Here is a 19,764-nt window from a genome sequence, read left to right on the forward strand (position 1 = left end):
TGCTGCCAAGGGGGAAGCGGCGATGGGGAAAATGATCATTTCTAAAGGAAAAAACATCGATGAGGCCATTCACGTCGGCTTGGCGATTTTGCAAAGCAAACGCGAAGAGGTGCATGTTGAAATCATCCAAAAGGAAACTAGAAGAATTTGGTTCATCGGTTCCAAACCAGCCATTGTCAAACTAACGAAGATAGAAAGGCAAACAGAATCATCAGGCGCTGTCAAAGAAGAGAAATTCGGTTCAACAAATGCGAATGAGGCGCAGATCGAAGCAGCGGAAGATCATTTGAGTGGAAAAGCATGGGTGCGGGGAGGGAAAATTTTTTATCGTTCATCGCCGTTATGCTATCCTACTATTACTGTAGGGCAAGGTGTTCTGCTGTTAAAAAACGGACATCCAGTGGCTGGAACGACGGTTGTCACTGAAGGCGACCAATTAGAAATACAAACTACAGAGGAAACGGTCGAAACGAAATGGGATATTGTCCTTGATGAAGACAAGTTGCACGCCATTTTGCACATAGAGCCGGGGATGAAAAAGCGGTTTCAAATTAAAGATGCCTCCCCTGATTACCATATTGAGTTAAAAGCCGAACAGCATATTGAAATACAAAATACACTTGAGTACCAGTCAGTTTTGCAAAAACTAAAATCGCTGAATATTGTTCAAGGATTTGATTTTACCGCGATGGCTGAAGCAGCGAAGGCGACAAAACCGGGCGATTTTGTCATCGCTAGAGGGGTGAAACCGCAGGAAGGAAAAAACGGTTGGGTGGAGTTAACGGTCAATTTGGACAGTAAACAGGCGGGGCCGAAACTGCGGGAAGACGGCACCGTTGATTTCCGCGAAGTAAACAATATTCCTTCCGTTCATCCGGGACAAGTCATCGCGATCGTTCATCCTCCGATCCCGGGCGTTCCGGGCGTGACGGTGACGAATGAGCCGATTCCGCCTAAACCTGTTCACCCGGTGGCTGTCCATTTAGGAAAAGGTGTAACAGCAATTGAAAATGGGACGAAAATTGTAGCGTTGGCTAGCGGGCGGCCGGTTTTTCGGCAACAAGGACTCGATGTGCATATATTTATGATGGACAAGCTTACTCATCAAGGCGACGTCGATTTGAGTTCAGGCAATATTCGGTTTCATGGCGACGTCGACATTACCGGCAGCGTCGAAGACGGAATGAGCGTCGAGGCGGAGGGCAATATTACGATATTCCAAAATGTCACTCGAGCGACGATTACGTCAAAACAAGCTGTCTTTATCAGACAAAATGTCATTGGAAGCGTCATCTCGGCGGGAACGGGCCATATACTGGCTTTCGAGCTCGCACATTTGTTAATGACAATTGAAGGATATGTTGAAAAAATGATTTCGTCTATAAAACAGTTAGTAAGTTCTCCAGCGTTTAAAAGGACAGATTGGAAACAGAACGGACTGTTCCCATTGATTAAGCTTTTAATGGATCATAAATTCCGTTCTTTGGCTGTGACAGGACAAAAGTATATCGAAGCGGTCAAGAAAAGCGGCCGCCAGCAGCTTCACCCGGTTTGGCTCAATTTGGCTGAGCGGTTTCAACTATGTTTTTTCTCGAGCATCCCGAACGAATTCCATTCCCTTGAACAGCTCGACAAGCTGCTTGAGGACATAAAGGCAACAACGAAACAATATGCGGACACAAATGGCAGAGACAGTTATATCGAGATGGCCTACGCGTTGAATAGCACGATCTACTGCAGCGGCAGTGTAACCGTTTTTGGCCAAGGGTGCTATAACTGCACCATTCATTCCGATGGTTTTCTAGATATAAAAGGGACCATGCGCGGCGGTCGCGCTTATGCCCGAAAAGGAGCGTTTATTCAAGAAGCAGGTTCAGATTCCGGGGTTGTTACACGCATTGTAGTGCCGCATGGCCAAACGGTGAAATTCGGTGTCGTAAAAGAAGGGACGATTGTCCAAATTGGAAAAACAGCCTATACGTTCCAAAAAGAACATCGCCAAATTGAGGCCGTGTTAGATGAGAACGGTCAAATCATTTTGGACGAAAAAAGTTGAGGGGGATATAAATGTTCTGTTAATCGAGAGATCACTAGTTGGAATAGGAGGATAGAAAGAAGGGAAGGAAGCAATGAATGATTTAAAAATCGTGATTGCTGATGATGATGCGTCTTCAAGAACGATTTTGCGGCATTTTATCCGCTTATTCCCCAATTACGACGTTGTGGCTGAGGCGACAAGCGGAGAGGAGTTTTTGCAACTTGTGCTCCAAGAACAGCCGGATATTGTATTGGTCGATATCAATATGCCTGGGCTCGATGGCATGGAGGCGGTCAAAATATGCAGGAATATTTTTCCTTCCATCCAGGTGATTTTTATTACTGGATACGATGAATTTGCCGTAGAGGCTTTTGAAGTGTCCGCTACGGATTATATCGTGAAACCGATTGAGCGAACGCGTCTCTTCTATGCGTTGGAAAAGGCCCGCAAACTGATTGAAATGGCCAAGCAATGCGCCGCTGTAAAAGCGAAACAGCCGAGCAAAAGGCTTGGAATCCGATCGAAACACTCTATTGTTCTGCTGCCGATGGAAGACATTTTATTCGTGGAAAAGGAAAGCAGAAAAACGGTCATTCATACGGCAAATGAGCAATATGAAACAACGGAGACGCTGAACGAAATTGAAAGGGAGCTGGACGATTGTTTTTTTAAGACTCACCGCTCTTATATTATCAATTTAAAAAAAATAGTAAAAATTACGCAGGTTGGCGAAACGTATTTAGCTCATTTTTTCGATAGTGAGAAAGTCGCATATATTTCGAAACTGAAATTTCATGAAGTGCAGAGAAGAATTTTCGATATGAATAATTAGGTGAGTTTTTCAGCAGGAAGCAGAGAGCAGCATGGAATTGCTGAAAGACAGCGCTGGGCACCCTACAACCAGCATAGGAATCGTTGTTTGCCCATCGGATGGAAACACCTCGAAAAAGTTGAGCCTCTACGCCGACCAGGTTTTTATGAGGCAAAGGGTGAGCGCAACAGTTATAAGTTTTACGGCCGGAATGTTCGAAAACTGTCAAGTAGGCTCTGTATGATCTGCAGGTGTTGGCAAAGAACATCAATGCCAAAAATGAAGGATGTCCTCAAAAAAGCGGGACATCCTTCTTTTATCGCGCAATATATGTCAGCACTACTTACTTTACTGAGAAACCCTCTCCCCTTGAAACAGAAGATGAGAGAGGAGAAAGTTCGGGGCGGGACAGCCTGTTAAGCCAGTCTCGAAAAGAGATCAAATAAGCCCCAGCCATCTCGCCAGCTGCGCGGTCGTAAAGGTGACCGCCATGGCAATCGCCGTCGGCAAGGCAAAGGCGACGAATGTCCATTTCGCGCTTTTCGTTTCTTTGTAAATGTTGACGAGCGTCGTGCCGCACGGGTAGTGAAGCAGGGAAAACAGCATCATATTGAGGGCGGTGAGCCACGTCCAGCCGTGGTCGAGCAAAATTTGTTTTAGAGAATGCAGGCCATCGACTTCAGTGAGCGCCCCCGCGGATAAATAGCCCATCAGCAACGTCGGCACGACAATTTCATTGGCTGGCAAGCCTAAAATGAACGCCATCAAAATGTAGCCATCCAATCCCAATGCTTTGGCAAATGGGTCAAGCCAGCCGGCCAAATACGCCAGCACGGTCGTATCTCCCACGTGAACGTTGCCGAGCCCCCATGTCAGAATGCCGGCTGGCGCCGCGACGGTGACTGCCCGTTTCAGAACGTATAACGATTTGTCTAACGTCGCTCGGATGATCGTTTCGATGATTTTCGGGCGCCGATAGGGCGGCAGTTCCAAGGTGTAATGGGTGGGAATGCCGCGCAAGGCTGTCTTGGATAGAGCCCATGAGACGGTCAAGGTGACGACGATGCCAAACAACACCATGGCAACGACCACGCCCGCTGTAACGAACGTTTTCCATCCGCCTGTATAGCCTGCTGCCATAAATAAGGAAGAAAGCAGGATCAGCGTCGGCCAGCGTCCGTTGCAAGGGACGAAGTTGTTGGTCAAAATGGCCAGCATTCGTTCGCGCGGTGATTCGATAATGCGCGTCGACATGATGGCCGCCGCGTTGCAGCCGAAGCCCATGGCCATCGTCAGTGATTGTTTGCCATGCGCCCCCGCTTTTTTAAACAAGCGATCCATGTTAAAGGCGACACGCGGCAAGTAGCCGTAGTTTTCAAGCAAAGCGAATACCGGAAAGAAAATCGCCATCGGCGGCAGCATCACGCTGACAACCCAAGCCGTGCCGCGGTATAGACCAAGCACGATGAGGCCGTGCAGCCAGCCGGGGGCGTGAATCGCTTGAAAGGCCATAGTGAGATACGTTTCGATCGTTCCGAACAAGCGTGCGAGCGAATCCGAAAAGACGTTGGCTCCGGCGATGGTCACGTACAGGACAGCGGCGAGCAGCGCCAGCATGATCACAAATCCCCACCGCTTCGATGTGACGATCCGGTCAATTTGTTCCGTTCGGTCGCGTTTCACGCTGTTTTTATGGGTGACACATTCCTGGCAAAGTGCGGCGGATGTTTGAAAGATGGCGGTGACGATTTGTTCACGCGTATTGTCCGGCGCCAGTGACGCCGCTTCTTCCATTAAGCGGTCAAACCGATTTGACTGATCCGCAGCAAGCATACGCGTTCCCCTCCTTGATCAACAGTTGCGGCGGCTGTTTCAGCGCTTGAAGCAGCGATGCATCGCCGTCAAGGAGACGAAGGGCGATCCAACGAGCCGGATACGTGTCCCCCATGATGTCCTTGACGAGTGGAAGAAGTTTGGCAATTCCTCGTTCGATGTCCGGGCTGTACTGGATGGAAAGCGGGGTGGTGTTGATGCGGCCGTGTGCCATGGCATCGACCGTGTCAAGCAGCGCATCGATTCCTTCCCGGTTGCGGGCCGAGATCGGCACGACCGGCACGCCGAGTTTGGCCGCCAATTTTTTTGTGTTGATGTGAATGCCTTTCTTTTTCGCTTCATCGATCAAGTTGACGGCGACAATGACGCGGCCGGTCATTTCCAACACTTGCAGCGCCAAATTTAAATTGCGCTCGAGCGCAGTTGCGTCAACGACGACGATCGTCATATCGGGCCGTTCAAACAGAAGAAAATCGCGTGCCACTTCTTCATCGGCGGAGTTGGAATAAAGCGAGTACGTTCCCGGCAAATCGACGAGGCGGTACGTTGCGCCGCGGTAAGTGAACTCCCCTTCCGCATGGGTGACCGTTTTTCCCGGCCAGTTGCCGGTATGCTGGCGCAGGCCCGTTAAAACGTTAAACAACGTGCTTTTTCCGGTGTTCGGATTTCCCATTAAGGCAATCGTATATGTCATATCAGTCATGGCGGATCTTCTCCCCGTAAATATAGTCACTTTCTTCTTTCCTTAATGCGATCGTCGTTCCACAAACGCGATAGGCGGTCGGGTCGCCAAGCGGGCTTCTTGGTCCGACCTTCACTTCCCCGCCGGGCACAAATCCTAAATCAAGCAACCGCCTTTTTAACATAGGATCAGGAACATCAACCTTTTCGATGCGAAATCGATCGCCCGGTTTCATATCGGAGAGGCGGCAACGTTTTCCTTGTGCCATAAAAGTTTCCCTCCGTTTAATATTTTTTATAAAAGACATTTTTTTTACTTAGACCAACTTTTGTGTTTATCATATTCCATTTGTCTTGCTGTTGTCAACGAATTTGTTTCATCGTTTTCTGACAGAGTTGTCGAATCAACAACCATTCAAAACAATCAAAAATCATGTTATCATATGAATAGTCTGAATAAATTATCGGCAGAAAGGCGGTGACGGCGTCTAGTGACGCACGATGAAATGAAAGCGATTACGGAAGGAACTATTCTTTGGCAGCCGACGGAGGAGCAAATCCGGCAATCGAACATTCGGCGGTATATGGACTGGCTGAAAGAGAAAAAGGGGCTGTCATTTGACTCGTATCGCGAGCTATGGACATGGTCGGTTGAACATCTTGAAGAATTTTGGGAAACGGTTTGGGAATATGGCGGCGTGCAGGCGGCGACGCCGTATGAATGTGTGCTGCGTGAACGGAAGATGCCGGGGGCGGAATGGTTTCCAGGCGCCACGCTCAACTATGCGAAACATATTTTCCGGCATGCGCGCGCTGACCGCCCGGCCATCGTTTTCCGCTCGGAACGCGTGCCGTACCGGGAAGTGTCATGGCAGGAGCTGACCGAAAAAACGGCGGCGATCGCCAAAGCATTGCGAGCGATGGGAGTGAAGCGCGGCGATCGCGTCGTCGCCTATATGCCGAACATTCCGGAAACAGTGATGGCGTTTTTGGCCTGCGCCTCGATCGGCGCCATTTGGTCAAGCTGCTCGCCGGATTTTGGCGCTGGCAGCGTCATCGACCGGTTCGCACAAATCGAGCCGACCGTGTTGTTTGCGGTTGACGGCTGCCAATACAACGGCAAAGAGTTTGACAAAATGCCGGTCGTATCGGAATTGCGCACCAAATTGCCGTCATTGAAAAAGACGGTGCTGCTTCCGTATTGGCGAGGGCAGATGGAAGCTCCGGATGAGGGCGTCGTGCTGTGGGATGATGTCGTGGCGGACAAAGCGGAGCTCGTCTATGAAGACGTTCCATTTGATCACCCGCTTTGGATTTTATACTCCTCGGGCACGACCGGATTGCCGAAGCCGATCGTCCAAGGGCATGGCGGCATTTTGCTTGAGCATTTGAAAGCGCTCACGATTGCGGAAAACTTGACGAAAGACAGCACGTTTTTCTGGTTTACAACGACCGGGTGGATGATGTGGAACTTTTTGATCGGCGGGTTGCTTGCCGGCTCGACCATTGTGCTTTATGACGGCAGCCCGACGTACCCGGATGGCAATGTCTTATGGGATCTTGCGGAGAAAGCAGGCATCACCCATTTTGGCACGAGCGCGGCGTTTATCAACATCTGCATGAAGCTCGGCCTGAAGCCGAAAGAGCAATATGACTTATCGAAGCTCAAGGCCGTGCTTTCGACCGGTTCGCCGCTCACGGTTGAAGGGTTTGCCTGGGTGTATGAAAACGTCAAAGACAACATTTGCCTAGCGTCATGCAGCGGGGGAACGGATGTGTGTACGGCGTTTGTCGTGGGCTCCCCCATTTTGCCGGTGCGCGCCGGCGTCCTCTCGTGCCGCGCGCTGGGCGCGGATGTGCAGGCGTTTGATGAAAACGGCCAGCCGCTCGTCAACGAGGTTGGCGAGCTCGTCATCACGAAGCCGATGCCGTCGATGCCGCTCTTTTTCTGGAACGACCCGGACGGCGAACGGTATCGGAACAGCTATTTTGACACATACCCGGGCGTCTGGAAGCACGGCGACTGGATTAAAATTGACGAACAAGGCGGCTGCGTCATTTACGGCCGCTCCGACTCGACGATCAACCGCGCCGGCGTCCGCATGGGCACGAGTGAAATTTACCGCGCGGTCGAAGCCGTCGATGAGGTGCTTGAAAGCCTTATCATCGATTTGGAAATGATGGGCAAACAATCGTTCATGCCGCTCTTTGTCGTTCTCAAACCGGGTGCGGTGCTTGATGACGAGTTGAAAGAGCGCATCCGCCAGTCGATTCGGCAACACGTTTCGCCGCGCTTTGTTCCAGATGAAATTTACGAAGTGAAGCAAATTCCGAAAACGTTAAACGGCAAGAAAATGGAGATTCCGATCCGGAAGCTGCTCCTTGGCTTCCCGCTCGAAAAGGCGGTCAACCCGGGCTCGATGGCCAATCCGGAGGCGCTCGACTTTTTCCTCGAGCTGGCGAAGACGCTGGCGGCAAAGACGCAGATGAACTGATGTCGTTTTCTCGCTGGGAAAGAGGGGTTGTTATTAAGCGCGTCGCTTAATAACAACCTTTCTATGTATCGGCGGCGATCTAGACATTGGCTCGCGGCATGGGGCAAGGAGAAATCGGCGCCGCCAGAAAAATTCTCGAGAGTGCCCAAAGCCTTGATGCATCCATCATTTCTAGGGGGGCAAGCGCTGTGGAGGAAAGCAAGCGGCAAAAGCTGATGAAAAAAATTGAAAGCCATTTGCGCACGACAGCAAGGAAGCTTGTGAAATTTGACACCGAAGGGGAAGCGCTGCAATACTTGGTGAATTCATTTCGGGCGGAGCTGGAATGCGACTTGATCGCCATCGTGTTAAAGGAAGGGGATGATGTCGTTCCGACATTGTATCAAGGCGATTTCCGCCGTGGGATTTCTCATCCGCCGATCGCGATAGCCAGCTGCTTGCCGAGGTTGTTTGAAGGGAGTACGACGTTTCAAGAGGTGGATGAAGAGTGCTCATGCCTATTGATTGACTTATTGAGAAGAAATGGCATAAAAACATGGTTCAGCGTTCCGATTAAAGATGAAGAAAACGAATACGGCATTTGTATGATCGGTTTTCGGCGCCACGTTTCGCTGCTGGCCGAGGCGAGGCAACTGTTTGACGATTTTGGCGAAGATGTCGCACTGGCCATTACGGTCGCTCGGAAAAAGGAAACGCAGCGGCGAAAAATGGTCGGTCTCGAGTGGCTTGCTCAACACTTTTCGCTCGATACGCCGCTTGAGCAGTTTGTCGAAAAAATCGTTGAACGGGCGGGCAAGGGGACGAATGCGGGCGGTGCCTGCATGTATTTATACCGGGAAGAGGACAACAGCTTCGTTGTTCATCCGCCTTTATACGGCAAAGTAGCTAGCCCGAAACAAGTGATGATGAAAAATAACTATCGGGTCAGCGATTATTTCCCCTTCTTGGAGAGACCAGGCGGGGATGAGTTAACGGTGCCGCTTGTTGTCAACTTCAAAACGATCGGCGTCTTGCACGTCGAACAGAAAAACGAAGGGACATTTACAAAAGAAGATGCCGAGATCTTGGACATGCTGGCGAACTACGTGGCCGTGATGCTGGAAAATGTTCGGCTGTACCAGCAGGAGCGGGATCATACCCACCGCCTCCGCCTTTTGCTTCAATATCAACAAAAGTTGATGAAAGAGACGATCCGGCATGAAGGTTTTCACGGCATTGTGAAAACGTTAAGCCAAATGTTTGCTAAGGCTGTCGTTGTATTTGACCGCTTCATGCGGCCGATCGCGCATGAACTAAAAGGGCTGAACGGGCAACAGCTACAACAGATTGCGAAGCAGGCATTCAATCAAGTGCCAGGGCAAAGCCGTATGGGTGGGCATATCCAGCTCGACAGATTATCAGATTTGTCGATTGTAGTTTGGCCGATTCATCATGGCGGAGATGCGGTCGGCTATTTGGCCATTGAGGCATCGCCAAACGAAATGGATGATTTTTTTCTCCTTGGCGTCGAGTTGGCCCGCAATATTTTTTCCATCCAATTTATGAAACAAAAGCTCGTGTTTGAGACAAAAGAACAGCTGAAAGACAGTTTTTTGCATAAGTTGTTGGCCGCGGAAATCGAAGATGAAGAGAGCATCATCCAGTACGCCAATGTATTTCAATGGAACATTTTCGAAGAGCATCGGCTTGCTGTGTTGCACTTGCAGATGGATGAATCGAACGGGACGGTTGATTTAGTCAAACAAAATGCGGAGAAGACGGCGCTCTGGAACCGGCTGAAAGTGCGGATTGCCGCCGAGGACTCCAGCTTGTTGTACGGAGCTGTCGAAGACCAATATATTTTGATCGCCCCAGCGGCAAGAGAAAGAAAGAAGCCGGAGAAATATTGGAGCGAATGGCAGCGGCGGATCAGCCGATGGGTCAACGAAGAGAAGGCGTCGTACCGTGTCTTTTTAGGGATCGGTGGAAAGGCCTCGTCGATTGGAGATTATTATGTTTCCTACCGGCAGGCGATGCAGGCGCTGCAAGTGATGATCCGCAATTTTCCCGGAAAAAGCGTGGCGTTTTTTGACGAACTCGGGGCGTATACGGTATTGCACCATTTAAAAGAATTAGAGGCCGCGAAACTGTTTGTCGACAAATACCTTGGTCCGTTGCTCCGGCATTCCGCAGGGCGGAATGCCGACTGGCTGCAAACGGTGCGCGTCTTCCTTGATTGCAACGGCCATTTAACGGAAACTGCTGAAAGGCTGTACATTCACCGCAGCACCCTTCAATATCGTTTGGAAAAGATTGAAGAAATGCTCGGTTTTTCTTTGCAGGGTGCAGAGCAACGGTTCAACTTGATGATGGCGTTGAAATTATACGACTTATACGGTCTGCCTTCCGCCAAAATGCTGAAAAGATAAGCATGTTTTCCTGCATGATGCAGGTATTTTTTTATTTTCACCTTCTTTATAATCAATAGCAAAGATAATATAGAAAATTCAAAAAAATAAATAAAGGAGGACTTGTCGAATGGCATCAACGATCGGAGTCGTAGGAGCAGGCACGATGGGAAGCGGCATTGCCAACTTGGCCGCTTTATCGGGATTTGACGTGATACTAGTCGATATCGATGAGCACATGTTGCAAAAAGCGCGCTCGCGAATGGAAGCGTTTATGGACAAAAGCATCGCCAAAGGGAAAATGACCGCCGAGCAAAAACATGAAGCGCTCGAAAAGGTGAAGGCGTCGACCGATTTGCATGACATGAAGCAGGTGGATGTTGTCATTGAAGCGGTCATCGAAAATATGGATGTAAAAAAAGAGGTCTTCTCCCGGTTGGACAACATTGCGCCGCAACATGCTATTTTAGCGACGAACACGTCATCGATGTCCATCACAGAAATCGCTTCTGTCACCAACCGTCCAAGCCAAGTCGTCGGCATGCATTTCTTCAATCCTCCGCAGTTGATGAAACTCGTTGAAGTTGTGCGTGGATACAAAACAAGTGATGAAACAGTCGAGCGGGCAAAAGAACTGGCCCGAAAGCTGAACAAAGAACCGGTTGAGGTGAAGAAAGATTCCCCGGGATTCATCGTCAACCGTATTATGATTCCGCAATTCATCGAAGCGATCCGTCTCGTTGAAGAGGGAGTAGCTTCGATGGAAGACATCGACAAAGCGGTGACGCTCGGCTTGAACTATCCGATGGGGCCGTTTACGTTGCAAGATTTTGCCGGAGTCGATATCGGCCTGCACGTCATGGATTATTTTTATCAAGAGTTTAAGGATGACCGATTTGCAGCGCCTTTATTGCTGAGACAGCTTGTCCGAGCAGGGAGGCTAGGCCGAAAAACGGGAGCTGGATTTTACGATTACGAGGATGTCCGATAAGCACGGAGCAGCGATGTTTTGCCCTATGTTGCCCACGACATACTAGCAGACTTCAGGAGGGAATCAATTATGAACTACGAATTTTTGCAATATGAAATCGACAATCGGGTGGCGGTTGTGTACATCCACCGCCCGCCGCTTAATCCGTTGAATACGACAGTGTTTCGCGAGTTATCTGCGCTCATCGATGAGCTTGATGCCAATTCGCAAGTCGGGGCGATCCTCATTACCGGAACAGGGGAAAAAGCGTTTGTCGCTGGAGCCGATATTCGGGAAATGATGGATTTGGATTTGGCCGGAATGATGGAAATGAACAAAATTTCGCGAGCGGCGTTTTCTAAAATTGAAAGCGCATCCAAACCAGTGATCGCAGCCGTGAATGGGCTGGCGCTCGGCGGTGGCTGCGAACTGGCACTTGTGTGCGATTTGCGCATTTGTTCGGAGAACGCCAAGTTTGCGTTCCCGGAGATCAACCTCGGCATCATCCCGGGCGGCGGCGGGACGCAGCGGTTGCAGCGTATTGTGGGCCAGGGGGTGGCGAAAGAACTGCTTTATTTCGGCGAAATGATCGACGCCGAACGGGCGCTTGCCATCCATTTGGTGAACAAAGTCGTCCCGCCTGACGAACTCTTGCCGACAGCGAAAGAATGGGCTGAAAAATTGGCGCAAAAACCGGCCATTGCCATGCGCATGCTCAAAGAAGCGGTCAATACGGGGGCCAACGTTGATTTGCAGTCCGGCCTGATCATTGAAACCGCCTGCTTCGGAAACGCTTTCGCTACCGAAGACCGGAAAGAAGGAATGCGTGCGTTTGCCGAAAAACGGAAGCCGGTGTTTGCCGGCAAATAGCTTTGGACGCAACGAAGACAAAAGCGGCATGAAGCAAGGCTGAGTTGTTTGAAAAACGAAGAAAGGGTGCTGCGGATGACAGGAAAACCTTTCACTGTGCATGAAGTGTTAATCCGATCCTTTCAACAGGTTCCGGAGGGTAAGGAGGTGGCTTATGATGGCTATCGGCGCATGACGTATAAGGAATTGGTCGACGATGTCGAACAGATGGCTTCTGCTTTGGCGTCATTAGGGATTCAAAAAGGGGACCGAGTGATTGTTTGTTTGCCGAACTGGAATGAATTTTTAGTGATTTACTTCAGTCTTGCCCGTCTTGGCGCCATTCTTGTCCCTTGCAATCCGCGCTATCGCGAAGAGGAGTTGGTGTATATACTGGAAAACTCCAAAGCGACAGCCGCTTTCCTCATGGGAGAGTCCGGTCATCTAGACATATTTGCCTCGCACCCGTTTGCAGGCAGCTCGCTGAAATATATTTTTACCGTGCGCTTCTGGCAGAAAGGGTACTATTCGTTTGAGGACTTAATGGAATTAGGAAAACGTTCGCCCTCTGTTCCGCCAGTCGCCATCGATGTTGCAGAAGATGTGTTTTCCATTTTGTATACGTCGGGCACAACCGGAAAGCCAAAAGGGGCGATGTTGACGCATCAAAACGTCATCTATTCAGCGAACGCCGCGGCGGAAGCGATGAAATGCACAGAGGATGATGTGTTTTTAGTGGCTGTTCCGGTTTTTCACGTATTCGGAATGGTTCCTTCCATATTGTCTGCCGTGTTGTCTGGAGCACGCCTCGTCTTTATGGAGCAATATAAGGCGGAAGAAGCGTTAAAGTTGATTGAACAAGAGAAAGTGACGATTCACCACGGCGTTCCGACCATGTTCATCTTAGAGTTGAACCATCCGAATTTCACCCGGTATCAACTCTCTTCCTTGCGCACAGGCATTATCGCCGCCGCCCCGTGCCCTGAGGAAGTCGTGAGGAAAATTCGCACGCAAATGGGATGCGATATCGTCATTTCGTACGGGTTGACGGAAACGTCCGCCACGGTCACGATCACCAGTTTTGACGACAGCGATCACGTGCGCTCAGAAACTGTCGGAAAGGCGGCGCCCGGAGCCGAGGTGAAGGTCGTTGATGACAACCGTCAAGAGGTGAAGTCTGGCGAAGTTGGGGAGCTGGCTTGCCGAAGCTTTGGCGTAATGAAAGGGTATTACGGAATGCCGGAAAAAACGAAGGAAGTCATCGACGAGGAAGGATGGTTTTACACAGGAGATTTGGCGACGATGGACGAAAACGGGTACGTTCGGATTGTCGGGCGCAAAAAGGAAATGATCATTCGGGGCGGCTACAACATTTATCCGCGGGAGATCGAGGAACTTTTCTACAAACATCCGAGCGTTATGGAAGTGGCGATCATCGGACTGCCGGACAGCGTTTTAGGGGAAATCTCTTGCGCTGTCATCAAGTTGCGGCCGGACTGCGTGGAAGACGAGGAGTCTATGAAAGCGTATATCAAAGGCAAAGTGGCGGACTACAAGGTGCCGGATCGCGTTGTGTTTGTCGAAGAGCTGCCAGTGACGCCGAGCGGAAAAATCAAAAAAGTAGCCTTACGGGAAATGATCGTGGAGCAATTCAAATCGCTGCTTCGCTAGCTGCAATAATGGGCGCGGCGTGAAAGTAGACATCACAGCTGTAAACAAATGCAGATGTAAAGGAGGAAAAAGGAAATGCATACAGAGATCGTGCTGCTTGAAGGAGCGCGCACGGCGTTCGCCAAGTTTTGCGGCTCGTTTCGTGAGATTTCCGCGACCGATCTCGGGGCCATTGCGGCGCGGGAGGCGATGAAAAAGGCGAACGTCGAGCCGGAAGAAATCGATCATGTCGTGTTTGGCAACGTTCAACAATCAAGCCGGGATGCTCACTTGCTTGCTCGCCATGTCGGCTTGAAAGCTGGGGTGCCAATCGATGTGCCGGCTGTGACGGTGAACCGGTTGTGCGGGACGGGGTTGGAGACGATCATTATGGCGGCGCGCCTCATTTTAACCGGGGAAGCAGAAGTGGTGCTGGCAGGAGGAACTGAAAACATGAGCCAAGTGCCGCACGTCATTCGCGGCATGCGCTGGGGAACACCGTTAGGCAGCCCGACGGTGGAAGACTGGGTGTGGGATGGGCTGTATGACACGGTCGGCGGCTGCAGCATGGCCATGACAGCCGAAAACTTGGCAAAAAAGTATCACATTACGCGCGAAGAAGTTGACCAACACGCCCTCCGCAGCCATGAGCGGGCGCTTGAGGCCATTGAAAAAGGATATTTCCGCCAAGAAATCGTTCCTGTCACTGTGCAAGGGAAGAATGGGGAAACGGTCGTTGACACCGATGAGCACCCGCGGCAGACAAGCTTGGAGCAGTTAAGGGCGCTTCAACCGCGCTTTCTCGAAAACGGAGTCGTGACGCCAGGCAATGCCAGCGGGATGAACGACGGGGCGGCGGCGGTCGTTATGGCCTCGGGGGACTATGCTGCGAAGCGCGGCTTGAAACCGCTCGCCCGCCTCGTTTCGTGGGGAGTCGTCGGTGTTGAACCGCAGTACATGGGGATCGGCCCTGTCCCAGCGATCCGTCAAGCACTGGAAAAAGCGAATTTATCAATCGATGACCTCGACTTGATCGAAATCAACGAGGCGTTTTCAGCCCAATATTTGGCATGCCAGAAAGAATTGGGATTTGACGACGAGAAAGGCAATGTCAACGGCGGAGCCGTTGCCCTTGGCCATCCGTTGGCGGCTTCGGGAACGCGCATTACGTTGACGCTGATTTATGAATTGGAAAGAAGAGGAAAGAAATACGGCGCTTCTTCTCTATGCATCGGCGGTGGTCAAGGCATTGCCGCGATTTGGGAGAGAGTATAACGTCAGTGACGATTGAAAACGAAAAGGAGGTTAAAGTTAATGAGGGTAATTGGTTTTATGAAGAAAACTGTTAAAAAGAGACTATGGTTCACCCTGTTGGCAGCTGTGTTCCTGTTTGGAATGGCCGGTTGCGGCGGTCAAGGTGCAACACAGACATCCGGCGGTAGTAACAATAAGGAAAAAATAGTGAAAATCGGCGTTATTATAGCGGAGACTGGACCCGCTTCCACGCTCGGCCACACGCAAGTCAATACGGTGAAGCTGATGCAGAAGCAGTTGGATCAACAAGGTGGAATCAACGGAACGAAAGTTCAATTGATCATGCAAGATTATGAAACGAACGATACAAAAGCGGTTATTGCGATGGATAAATTGATTTCCCAAGGGGTGGCCGCCGTGATCGGGGCGACGCAGACGAGCACGACCATGGCGATTTTGCCGAAGGCCGTTCAAGCCAACATCCCTCTGTTGACGATTGCGCCGGTCACTACAGATAAAGAAAACGTTTATGCGTTGGCGCACAGCAGTACAACCGTTATTTCCCCCATCGTCGAGTATTTGGTGAAGCATAACATTAAAAAAGTCGCTTGGATGAACGCCCGCGATGCGTTTGGTGTCATCGGGCTTCCGGCGTTTAAAGAGCTCGCAAAACAGAACGGCATTGAAGTTGTCGCCCATGAAGAGTTTGATGCGACGGCTTCTGACATGACCGTACAGCTGACGAATATCCGCAAGGCTAATCCTGAGGCGCTTATCGTTTGGTCAAGAACGCCGGGCGCCGGAATTGTCGCCCGCAACTTTAAGTCATTGGGGTTTACCATTCCAATGCTTCAAAGCACAGCCGCCGCCAATAAAGGATTCATCGAACAAGTGCAAGGCAACAGCGACAACATTTTCGTTGTCGGAAGCAAATTAAGCGTTGCCGATCAATTGCCGGAATCGGATCAAAAGAAACGGTTGCTCGCCTTCCGTGATTTATATGCAAAAGAATACGGGGAAGAGCCGGACTTGTTTGCAGCCCACGTTTATGACGGAATTCAGTTGCTGATTGAAGCAGTGAAAGCTGGGAAAACAACTGCCAACGATATTCGGAATTTTTTGAACAATGAGATTGGTGAATACCCCGCTGTAGCTGGAACGCTCGATTTGACGAAACCGCTAAACGGTCCAAAGGCGGATGGATTAACGGTTTTACGCATTGAAAACAATCAGTGGAAGTATCAACAACAATAACCAATCATTGATAAATGCGGTGACTGCAGCAGCTTTGGCGCAGAGCTGCTGCAGGCTGCTTCGGTAGAAAGGGGTTGATCTGATGGATTCGATGGTGCAATACCTCGTCACCGGCTTGACAGTAGGAAGCATTTACGCCTTAATGGCCATTGGTTTTGTTGCGATTTACAACATTACTGGAATTTTGAATTTTGCACAGGGTGAGTTTGCGATGATCGGCGCACTGTCCTGTGTTTCTTTCGTCAACTGGGGCCTCCCCATGGTTGCGGCGATTCCGGCAGCTGTTATGTTAACCGCTCTGATCGGTTTTATCATTGAAAGAACAGCGATTTTCCCGGTGCGAAATCGTTCTGTCATCACCTTGATCGTGATTACCATTGGCCTGTCGACGTTTATCAAAGGGATTGGGCTGATTATTTGGGGAACCTCCCCTCATACGCTTCAACCGGTGGTGAAAGCGGAGCCGATCAAGCTGTTCGGGGCGGTGATCAACCCGCAAAGCCTATTCATTTTTCTAACCGTTCTAGTATTGTTAGTGATTTTATACGTATTTTTCGATAAAACGTTTATTGGCTCAGCCTTAAAGGCAAGCGAGAAAAATCCACGGGCGGCCAGCCTAATGGGGATCAACACGAGCTCGATGTCCGCGCTCTCCTTTACGCTGGCAGCTGCCTTGGGCGCCATCGCCGGTATTATGATCGCGCCGCTGACAGACGCAACATATGAGATGGGTTTTTTGATTGGGCTGAAAGGATTTGTGGCAATGGTAATCGGAGGGGTGAACAATATCCCTGGCGCTGTTGTCGGAGGACTGCTTTTGGGCGTTATTGAGTCGTTCTCCGGTGGATTGATCTCGACATTTTACAGCGATGCCATTGCGTTTGGCATATTGTTGCTGATATTGTTTTTTAAACCAACGGGATTATTTAGCAAAGCAGCTGGCGAGCGGGTATAAACAGCTGGATCGTTTGCCATCTTGGACAGAGGGAGGGAACGAAAGTGAGGAGATTCAACGGTGTGTTGCATGGTCAATTATGGCGGCCGTTGCTCGTGTTAGCAGCGATCGTGCTTTTGCTACCATGGTTCATTCCAACGCCGTATATTTTCACCATTCTCATTCTGATTGGAATATATAGCTTGATAACGATCGGGTTGAGCCTTCTTCTCGGTTACGCTGGACAAATTTCCTTGGGTCACGCCGCCTTTTTCGGCATTGGCGCCTATGTATCAGGAATCTTGACGGCTAAATACGCCATTTCCCCTTGGCTCGCTATGGTGATCGGCGTCATAGTGACATGGGTCATTTCCTATGCGGTCGGAATGGCGATTTTACGGTTGAAAGGACATTTTTTAGCCCTTGCGACCATGGCGGTGAATATCATTTTCTATATTTTGATCTTAGGATTGGATGAATGGACGGGTGGGGCTTCTGGACTGGTGGGGATTCCTGGCTTATCGTTGTTTCAGCTGAACTTGGGTCAGCCGTTGTATTTTTACTTTTTTGTTTGGTCGATTGTGCTTGTCGTCATCGTATTTTCCACGAACATCGTCCGCTCGAGCATTGGGCGGGTGCTGAGAAGCATCCACGACAGTGAAATCGCTACGGAGATGTTGGGGGTGAATGTCGCTAAGTATAAAGTGGCCATTTTCTCGCTGAGTGCGGTCTATGCCTCGCTGGCCGGCAGTTTGTATGCACATTTTATTAGCTTTATCGCCCCTCCTTCGTTTTATATTACCTTTTCGATTTTGCTGTTAGTGATGGTGATGGTCGGGGGTGTCCATTCTATTTGGGGCGCTGTTTTAGGAACGGCGATCATTATGTTTTTAAATGAGTGGATTCGTTATATTGGGCAAACATACTTCCAGATCAGCGGGCAAGTAGAAATCGTTGTGTATGGTTTCATCATTATCGTTGTCATGATGTTTATGCCGAAAGGATTGGTGGATGTTTTCGAGCGTCTGTGGAGAAAAATAGCGTCCGCGCGCATCAAAGAAGTCGAAAAGCGTAAAATAGCGGCGGAAAGGGGGGATCTCGCATGACTTATTTATTGGAGGGAAAGCAAGTAACGAAAAAGTTTGGTGGAATCACTGCTGTGGATGGAGTCGATTTCCACCTGAAGCAAGGGGAAATCGTCGCTATCATTGGGCCAAATGGAGCGGGCAAGACGACGTTGTTCAACATCATTTCTTGCTTTCTGCCGCCTACTTCCGGGGAGGTTCTTTACAAGGGGGAGCGGTTGACGGGGAGGAAAATTTTCGAACTAGCCCGTTTAGGGATCTCTAGAACGTTCCAAAACTTACAAATCTTCAATAATATGACCGTGCTGGAAAACATCATGATGGGAGTTCATATCAAACTGAGGACGAATGTGTTCAGTGCCGGCTTTCGTTTGCCGGTCGTCAAAAGAGACGAAGAGCTCGCTTACAAACAGGCGCTTGATGTGCTCGAAATGATGGAGTTAAAACCTTTTATAAACGAAAAAGCAGGGAATCTTTCGTACGGCTTGCAAAAACAGTTGGAATTTGCGAGGGCGATGGCATACGACCCGACGCTCATTCTTTTGGACGAACCGATGGCGGGGCTCAACGATGCGGAAACAAACCAGATGGCTGGATATATCAAGGAGCTGAAAAAGAAAGGGCGCTCCTTCTTGTTCGTGGAGCATAAAATGGCCACGGTCATGGAGTTGGCCGATCGCATTATCGTGATGGACTTTGGGAAAAAAATCGCCGAAGGAACACCGGATGAGATTGCAAGAAACGAACAGGTTATTCGCGCCTATTTAGGAGAGGAGGCGGTGTAATGTTCCACGTCACAGGGCTAAGCACGCATATTGGAAAAATACAAATTCTTCATTCCATCGACCTTTATGTCGAACGGGGGGAAATTGTTTCTGTCATCGGAGCGAACGGTGCCGGCAAAAGCACGTTGTTGAACACACTGGCCGGGCTGTATACACCTTCGGCTGGAACAGTGGCTCTTGAAAGGGAAGTGATCAGCGGGCTTCCCGCCTACAAAGTGGTGGCAAAAGGATTGTCGCTTGTGCCGGAGGGGAGGCAAATTTTCCCTAATCTGACCGTAAGGGAAAATTTATTGCTCGGAATGTATTCAAGATACTACAAAGAAAAAAAGCAGACGAAAGAACGGATAGACATGGTTCTGGATATGTTTCCCGGCTTGAAAAAGCATCTCGACAACCTCGGCGGCAACCTAAGCGGGGGAGAACAGCAAATGCTTGCCATCGGAAGGGGGCTGATGTCTCAGCCAAAAATCATTTTGCTTGATGAGCCTTCAATGGGATTGGCTCCGAAAATTGTCAATGACATTTTAGAGATTTTGTTGAGGATCAAAAAAGAAATGGGGACAATGATCATTTTGGTCGAGCAAAATGTCAAGGCGGCGTTGAAAGTGGCGGATCGGGTGTATGTGTTAGAACACGGTAGCATCATTTTGCACGGCACTAAAGAAGAAATCAGCATGAATCCTCAAGTGAAGTCGGCGTATTTGGGGATGAAAATGACAAGCTAAGGGAGAGATGGCT

Annotated in this window: 16 protein-coding genes; 13 read left to right on the forward strand and 3 right to left on the reverse strand. The window is 49.8% G+C overall.

Going from position 1 to position 19,764, the window contains the following annotated elements; all coding sequences use genetic code 11:
* Positions 1-22 precede the first annotated feature (22 nt).
* Positions 23-2,056 (forward strand): flagellar assembly protein A, encoded by a 2,034-nt coding sequence (locus GJ1_RS01530; RefSeq protein ID WP_066227542.1) that lies wholly within the window; start codon positions 23-25, stop codon positions 2,054-2,056.
* A 73-nt stretch (positions 2,057-2,129) separates the two neighbouring features.
* The gene (locus GJ1_RS01535) at positions 2,130-2,870 is read left to right on the forward strand and encodes a LytR/AlgR family response regulator transcription factor (protein ID WP_066227544.1); all 741 of its coding nucleotides are present in this window, start codon (positions 2,130-2,132) and stop codon (positions 2,868-2,870) included.
* A 417-nt stretch (positions 2,871-3,287) separates the two neighbouring features.
* Here GJ1_RS01535 and GJ1_RS01540 read toward each other — a convergent pair whose 3' ends face one another.
* The 3 genes from GJ1_RS01540 to GJ1_RS01550 are packed head-to-tail and all read right to left on the reverse strand — an operon-like array spanning position 3,288 to position 5,632.
* Positions 3,288-4,682 carry a nucleoside recognition domain-containing protein gene (locus tag GJ1_RS01540; protein WP_083509911.1) on the reverse strand — a complete coding sequence of 465 codons (1,395 nt, stop codon included), beginning with the start codon at positions 4,680-4,682 and terminating at the stop codon, positions 3,288-3,290.
* The gene (locus GJ1_RS01545) at positions 4,651-5,385 is read right to left on the reverse strand and encodes a FeoB small GTPase domain-containing protein (RefSeq protein WP_066227546.1); all 735 of its coding nucleotides are present in this window, start codon (positions 5,383-5,385) and stop codon (positions 4,651-4,653) included. Before GJ1_RS01545 ends, GJ1_RS01540 begins: the two co-directional genes overlap by 32 nt.
* Positions 5,378-5,632 carry a FeoA family protein gene (locus GJ1_RS01550; RefSeq protein ID WP_066227549.1) on the reverse strand — a complete coding sequence of 85 codons (255 nt, stop codon included), beginning with the start codon at positions 5,630-5,632 and terminating at the stop codon, positions 5,378-5,380. Before GJ1_RS01550 ends, GJ1_RS01545 begins: the two co-directional genes overlap by 8 nt.
* A gap of 237 nt (positions 5,633-5,869) precedes the next feature.
* Here GJ1_RS01550 and GJ1_RS01555 point away from each other — a divergent pair, with 237 nt between their 5' ends.
* From GJ1_RS01555 to GJ1_RS01605, 11 genes are all read left to right on the forward strand, one after another.
* On the forward strand, positions 5,870-7,858 hold the full coding sequence (locus GJ1_RS01555; RefSeq protein WP_066227628.1) for an acetoacetate--CoA ligase: 1,989 nt from the start codon (positions 5,870-5,872) through the stop codon (positions 7,856-7,858).
* A 188-nt stretch (positions 7,859-8,046) separates the two neighbouring features.
* Entirely contained in the window at positions 8,047-10,266 is a 2,220-nt protein-coding gene (locus tag GJ1_RS01560) for a helix-turn-helix domain-containing protein (protein ID WP_066227551.1), read from the forward strand.
* Between the two features lie 109 nt (positions 10,267-10,375).
* Positions 10,376-11,236, forward strand: coding sequence for a 3-hydroxyacyl-CoA dehydrogenase family protein (locus tag GJ1_RS01565; RefSeq protein ID WP_066227553.1), 861 nt, complete (start codon positions 10,376-10,378; stop codon positions 11,234-11,236).
* A gap of 69 nt (positions 11,237-11,305) precedes the next feature.
* Positions 11,306-12,085, forward strand: a complete 780-nt coding sequence (locus tag GJ1_RS01570; protein WP_066227555.1) for an enoyl-CoA hydratase/isomerase family protein — start codon at positions 11,306-11,308, stop codon at positions 12,083-12,085.
* Between the two features lie 75 nt (positions 12,086-12,160).
* On the forward strand, positions 12,161-13,735 hold the full coding sequence (locus GJ1_RS01575) for an AMP-binding protein (protein ID WP_066227559.1): 1,575 nt from the start codon (positions 12,161-12,163) through the stop codon (positions 13,733-13,735).
* 75 nt (positions 13,736-13,810) lie between these two features.
* Positions 13,811-14,989 carry an acetyl-CoA C-acetyltransferase gene (locus GJ1_RS01580; RefSeq protein ID WP_066227564.1) on the forward strand — a complete coding sequence of 393 codons (1,179 nt, stop codon included), beginning with the start codon at positions 13,811-13,813 and terminating at the stop codon, positions 14,987-14,989.
* A gap of 186 nt (positions 14,990-15,175) precedes the next feature.
* Entirely contained in the window at positions 15,176-16,222 is a 1,047-nt protein-coding gene (locus GJ1_RS01585) for an ABC transporter substrate-binding protein (RefSeq protein WP_066227568.1), read from the forward strand.
* A gap of 82 nt (positions 16,223-16,304) precedes the next feature.
* The gene (locus tag GJ1_RS01590) at positions 16,305-17,177 is read left to right on the forward strand and encodes a branched-chain amino acid ABC transporter permease (protein WP_066227571.1); all 873 of its coding nucleotides are present in this window, start codon (positions 16,305-16,307) and stop codon (positions 17,175-17,177) included.
* Positions 17,178-17,221: 44 nt separating this feature from the next.
* On the forward strand, positions 17,222-18,262 hold the full coding sequence (locus GJ1_RS01595; RefSeq protein ID WP_167346073.1) for a branched-chain amino acid ABC transporter permease: 1,041 nt from the start codon (positions 17,222-17,224) through the stop codon (positions 18,260-18,262).
* Positions 18,259-19,026 carry an ABC transporter ATP-binding protein gene (locus tag GJ1_RS01600; protein ID WP_066227579.1) on the forward strand — a complete coding sequence of 256 codons (768 nt, stop codon included), beginning with the start codon at positions 18,259-18,261 and terminating at the stop codon, positions 19,024-19,026. Before GJ1_RS01595 ends, GJ1_RS01600 begins: the two co-directional genes overlap by 4 nt.
* A complete protein-coding gene (locus GJ1_RS01605; protein WP_066227582.1) occupies positions 19,026-19,751 on the forward strand; it encodes an ABC transporter ATP-binding protein in 726 nt (241 codons plus the stop codon). The genes GJ1_RS01600 and GJ1_RS01605 overlap by 1 nt, the downstream gene beginning before the upstream one ends.
* Positions 19,752-19,764 lie beyond the last annotated feature (13 nt).

It is taken from the genome of Geobacillus jurassicus NBRC 107829 (assembly GCF_001544315.1).
Classification (GTDB): Bacteria; Bacillota; Bacilli; order Bacillales; family Anoxybacillaceae; genus Geobacillus; species Geobacillus jurassicus.

Excerpts from the sequence above, each read along its gene's own strand:
- GJ1_RS01535 (WP_066227544.1), top strand. The coding sequence starts at position 2,130 with ATGAATGATTTAAAAATCGTGATTGCTGATGATGATGCGTCTTCAAGA.
- GJ1_RS01580 (WP_066227564.1), top strand. The coding sequence starts at position 13,811 with ATGCATACAGAGATCGTGCTGCTTGAAGGAGCGCGCACGGCGTTCGCC.
- GJ1_RS01545 (WP_066227546.1), bottom strand. The coding sequence starts at position 5,385 with ATGACTGATATGACATATACGATTGCCTTAATGGGAAATCCGAACACC.
- GJ1_RS01565 (WP_066227553.1), top strand. The coding sequence starts at position 10,376 with ATGGCATCAACGATCGGAGTCGTAGGAGCAGGCACGATGGGAAGCGGC.
- GJ1_RS01540 (WP_083509911.1), bottom strand. The coding sequence starts at position 4,682 with ATGCTTGCTGCGGATCAGTCAAATCGGTTTGACCGCTTAATGGAAGAA.
- GJ1_RS01575 (WP_066227559.1), top strand. The coding sequence starts at position 12,161 with ATGACAGGAAAACCTTTCACTGTGCATGAAGTGTTAATCCGATCCTTT.
- GJ1_RS01600 (WP_066227579.1), top strand. The coding sequence starts at position 18,259 with ATGACTTATTTATTGGAGGGAAAGCAAGTAACGAAAAAGTTTGGTGGA.
- GJ1_RS01530 (WP_066227542.1), top strand. The coding sequence starts at position 23 with ATGGGGAAAATGATCATTTCTAAAGGAAAAAACATCGATGAGGCCATT.
- GJ1_RS01570 (WP_066227555.1), top strand. The coding sequence starts at position 11,306 with ATGAACTACGAATTTTTGCAATATGAAATCGACAATCGGGTGGCGGTT.
- GJ1_RS01605 (WP_066227582.1), top strand. The coding sequence starts at position 19,026 with ATGTTCCACGTCACAGGGCTAAGCACGCATATTGGAAAAATACAAATT.
- GJ1_RS01555 (WP_066227628.1), top strand. The coding sequence starts at position 5,870 with ATGAAAGCGATTACGGAAGGAACTATTCTTTGGCAGCCGACGGAGGAG.
- GJ1_RS01590 (WP_066227571.1), top strand. The coding sequence starts at position 16,305 with ATGGATTCGATGGTGCAATACCTCGTCACCGGCTTGACAGTAGGAAGC.
- GJ1_RS01550 (WP_066227549.1), bottom strand. The coding sequence starts at position 5,632 with ATGGCACAAGGAAAACGTTGCCGCCTCTCCGATATGAAACCGGGCGAT.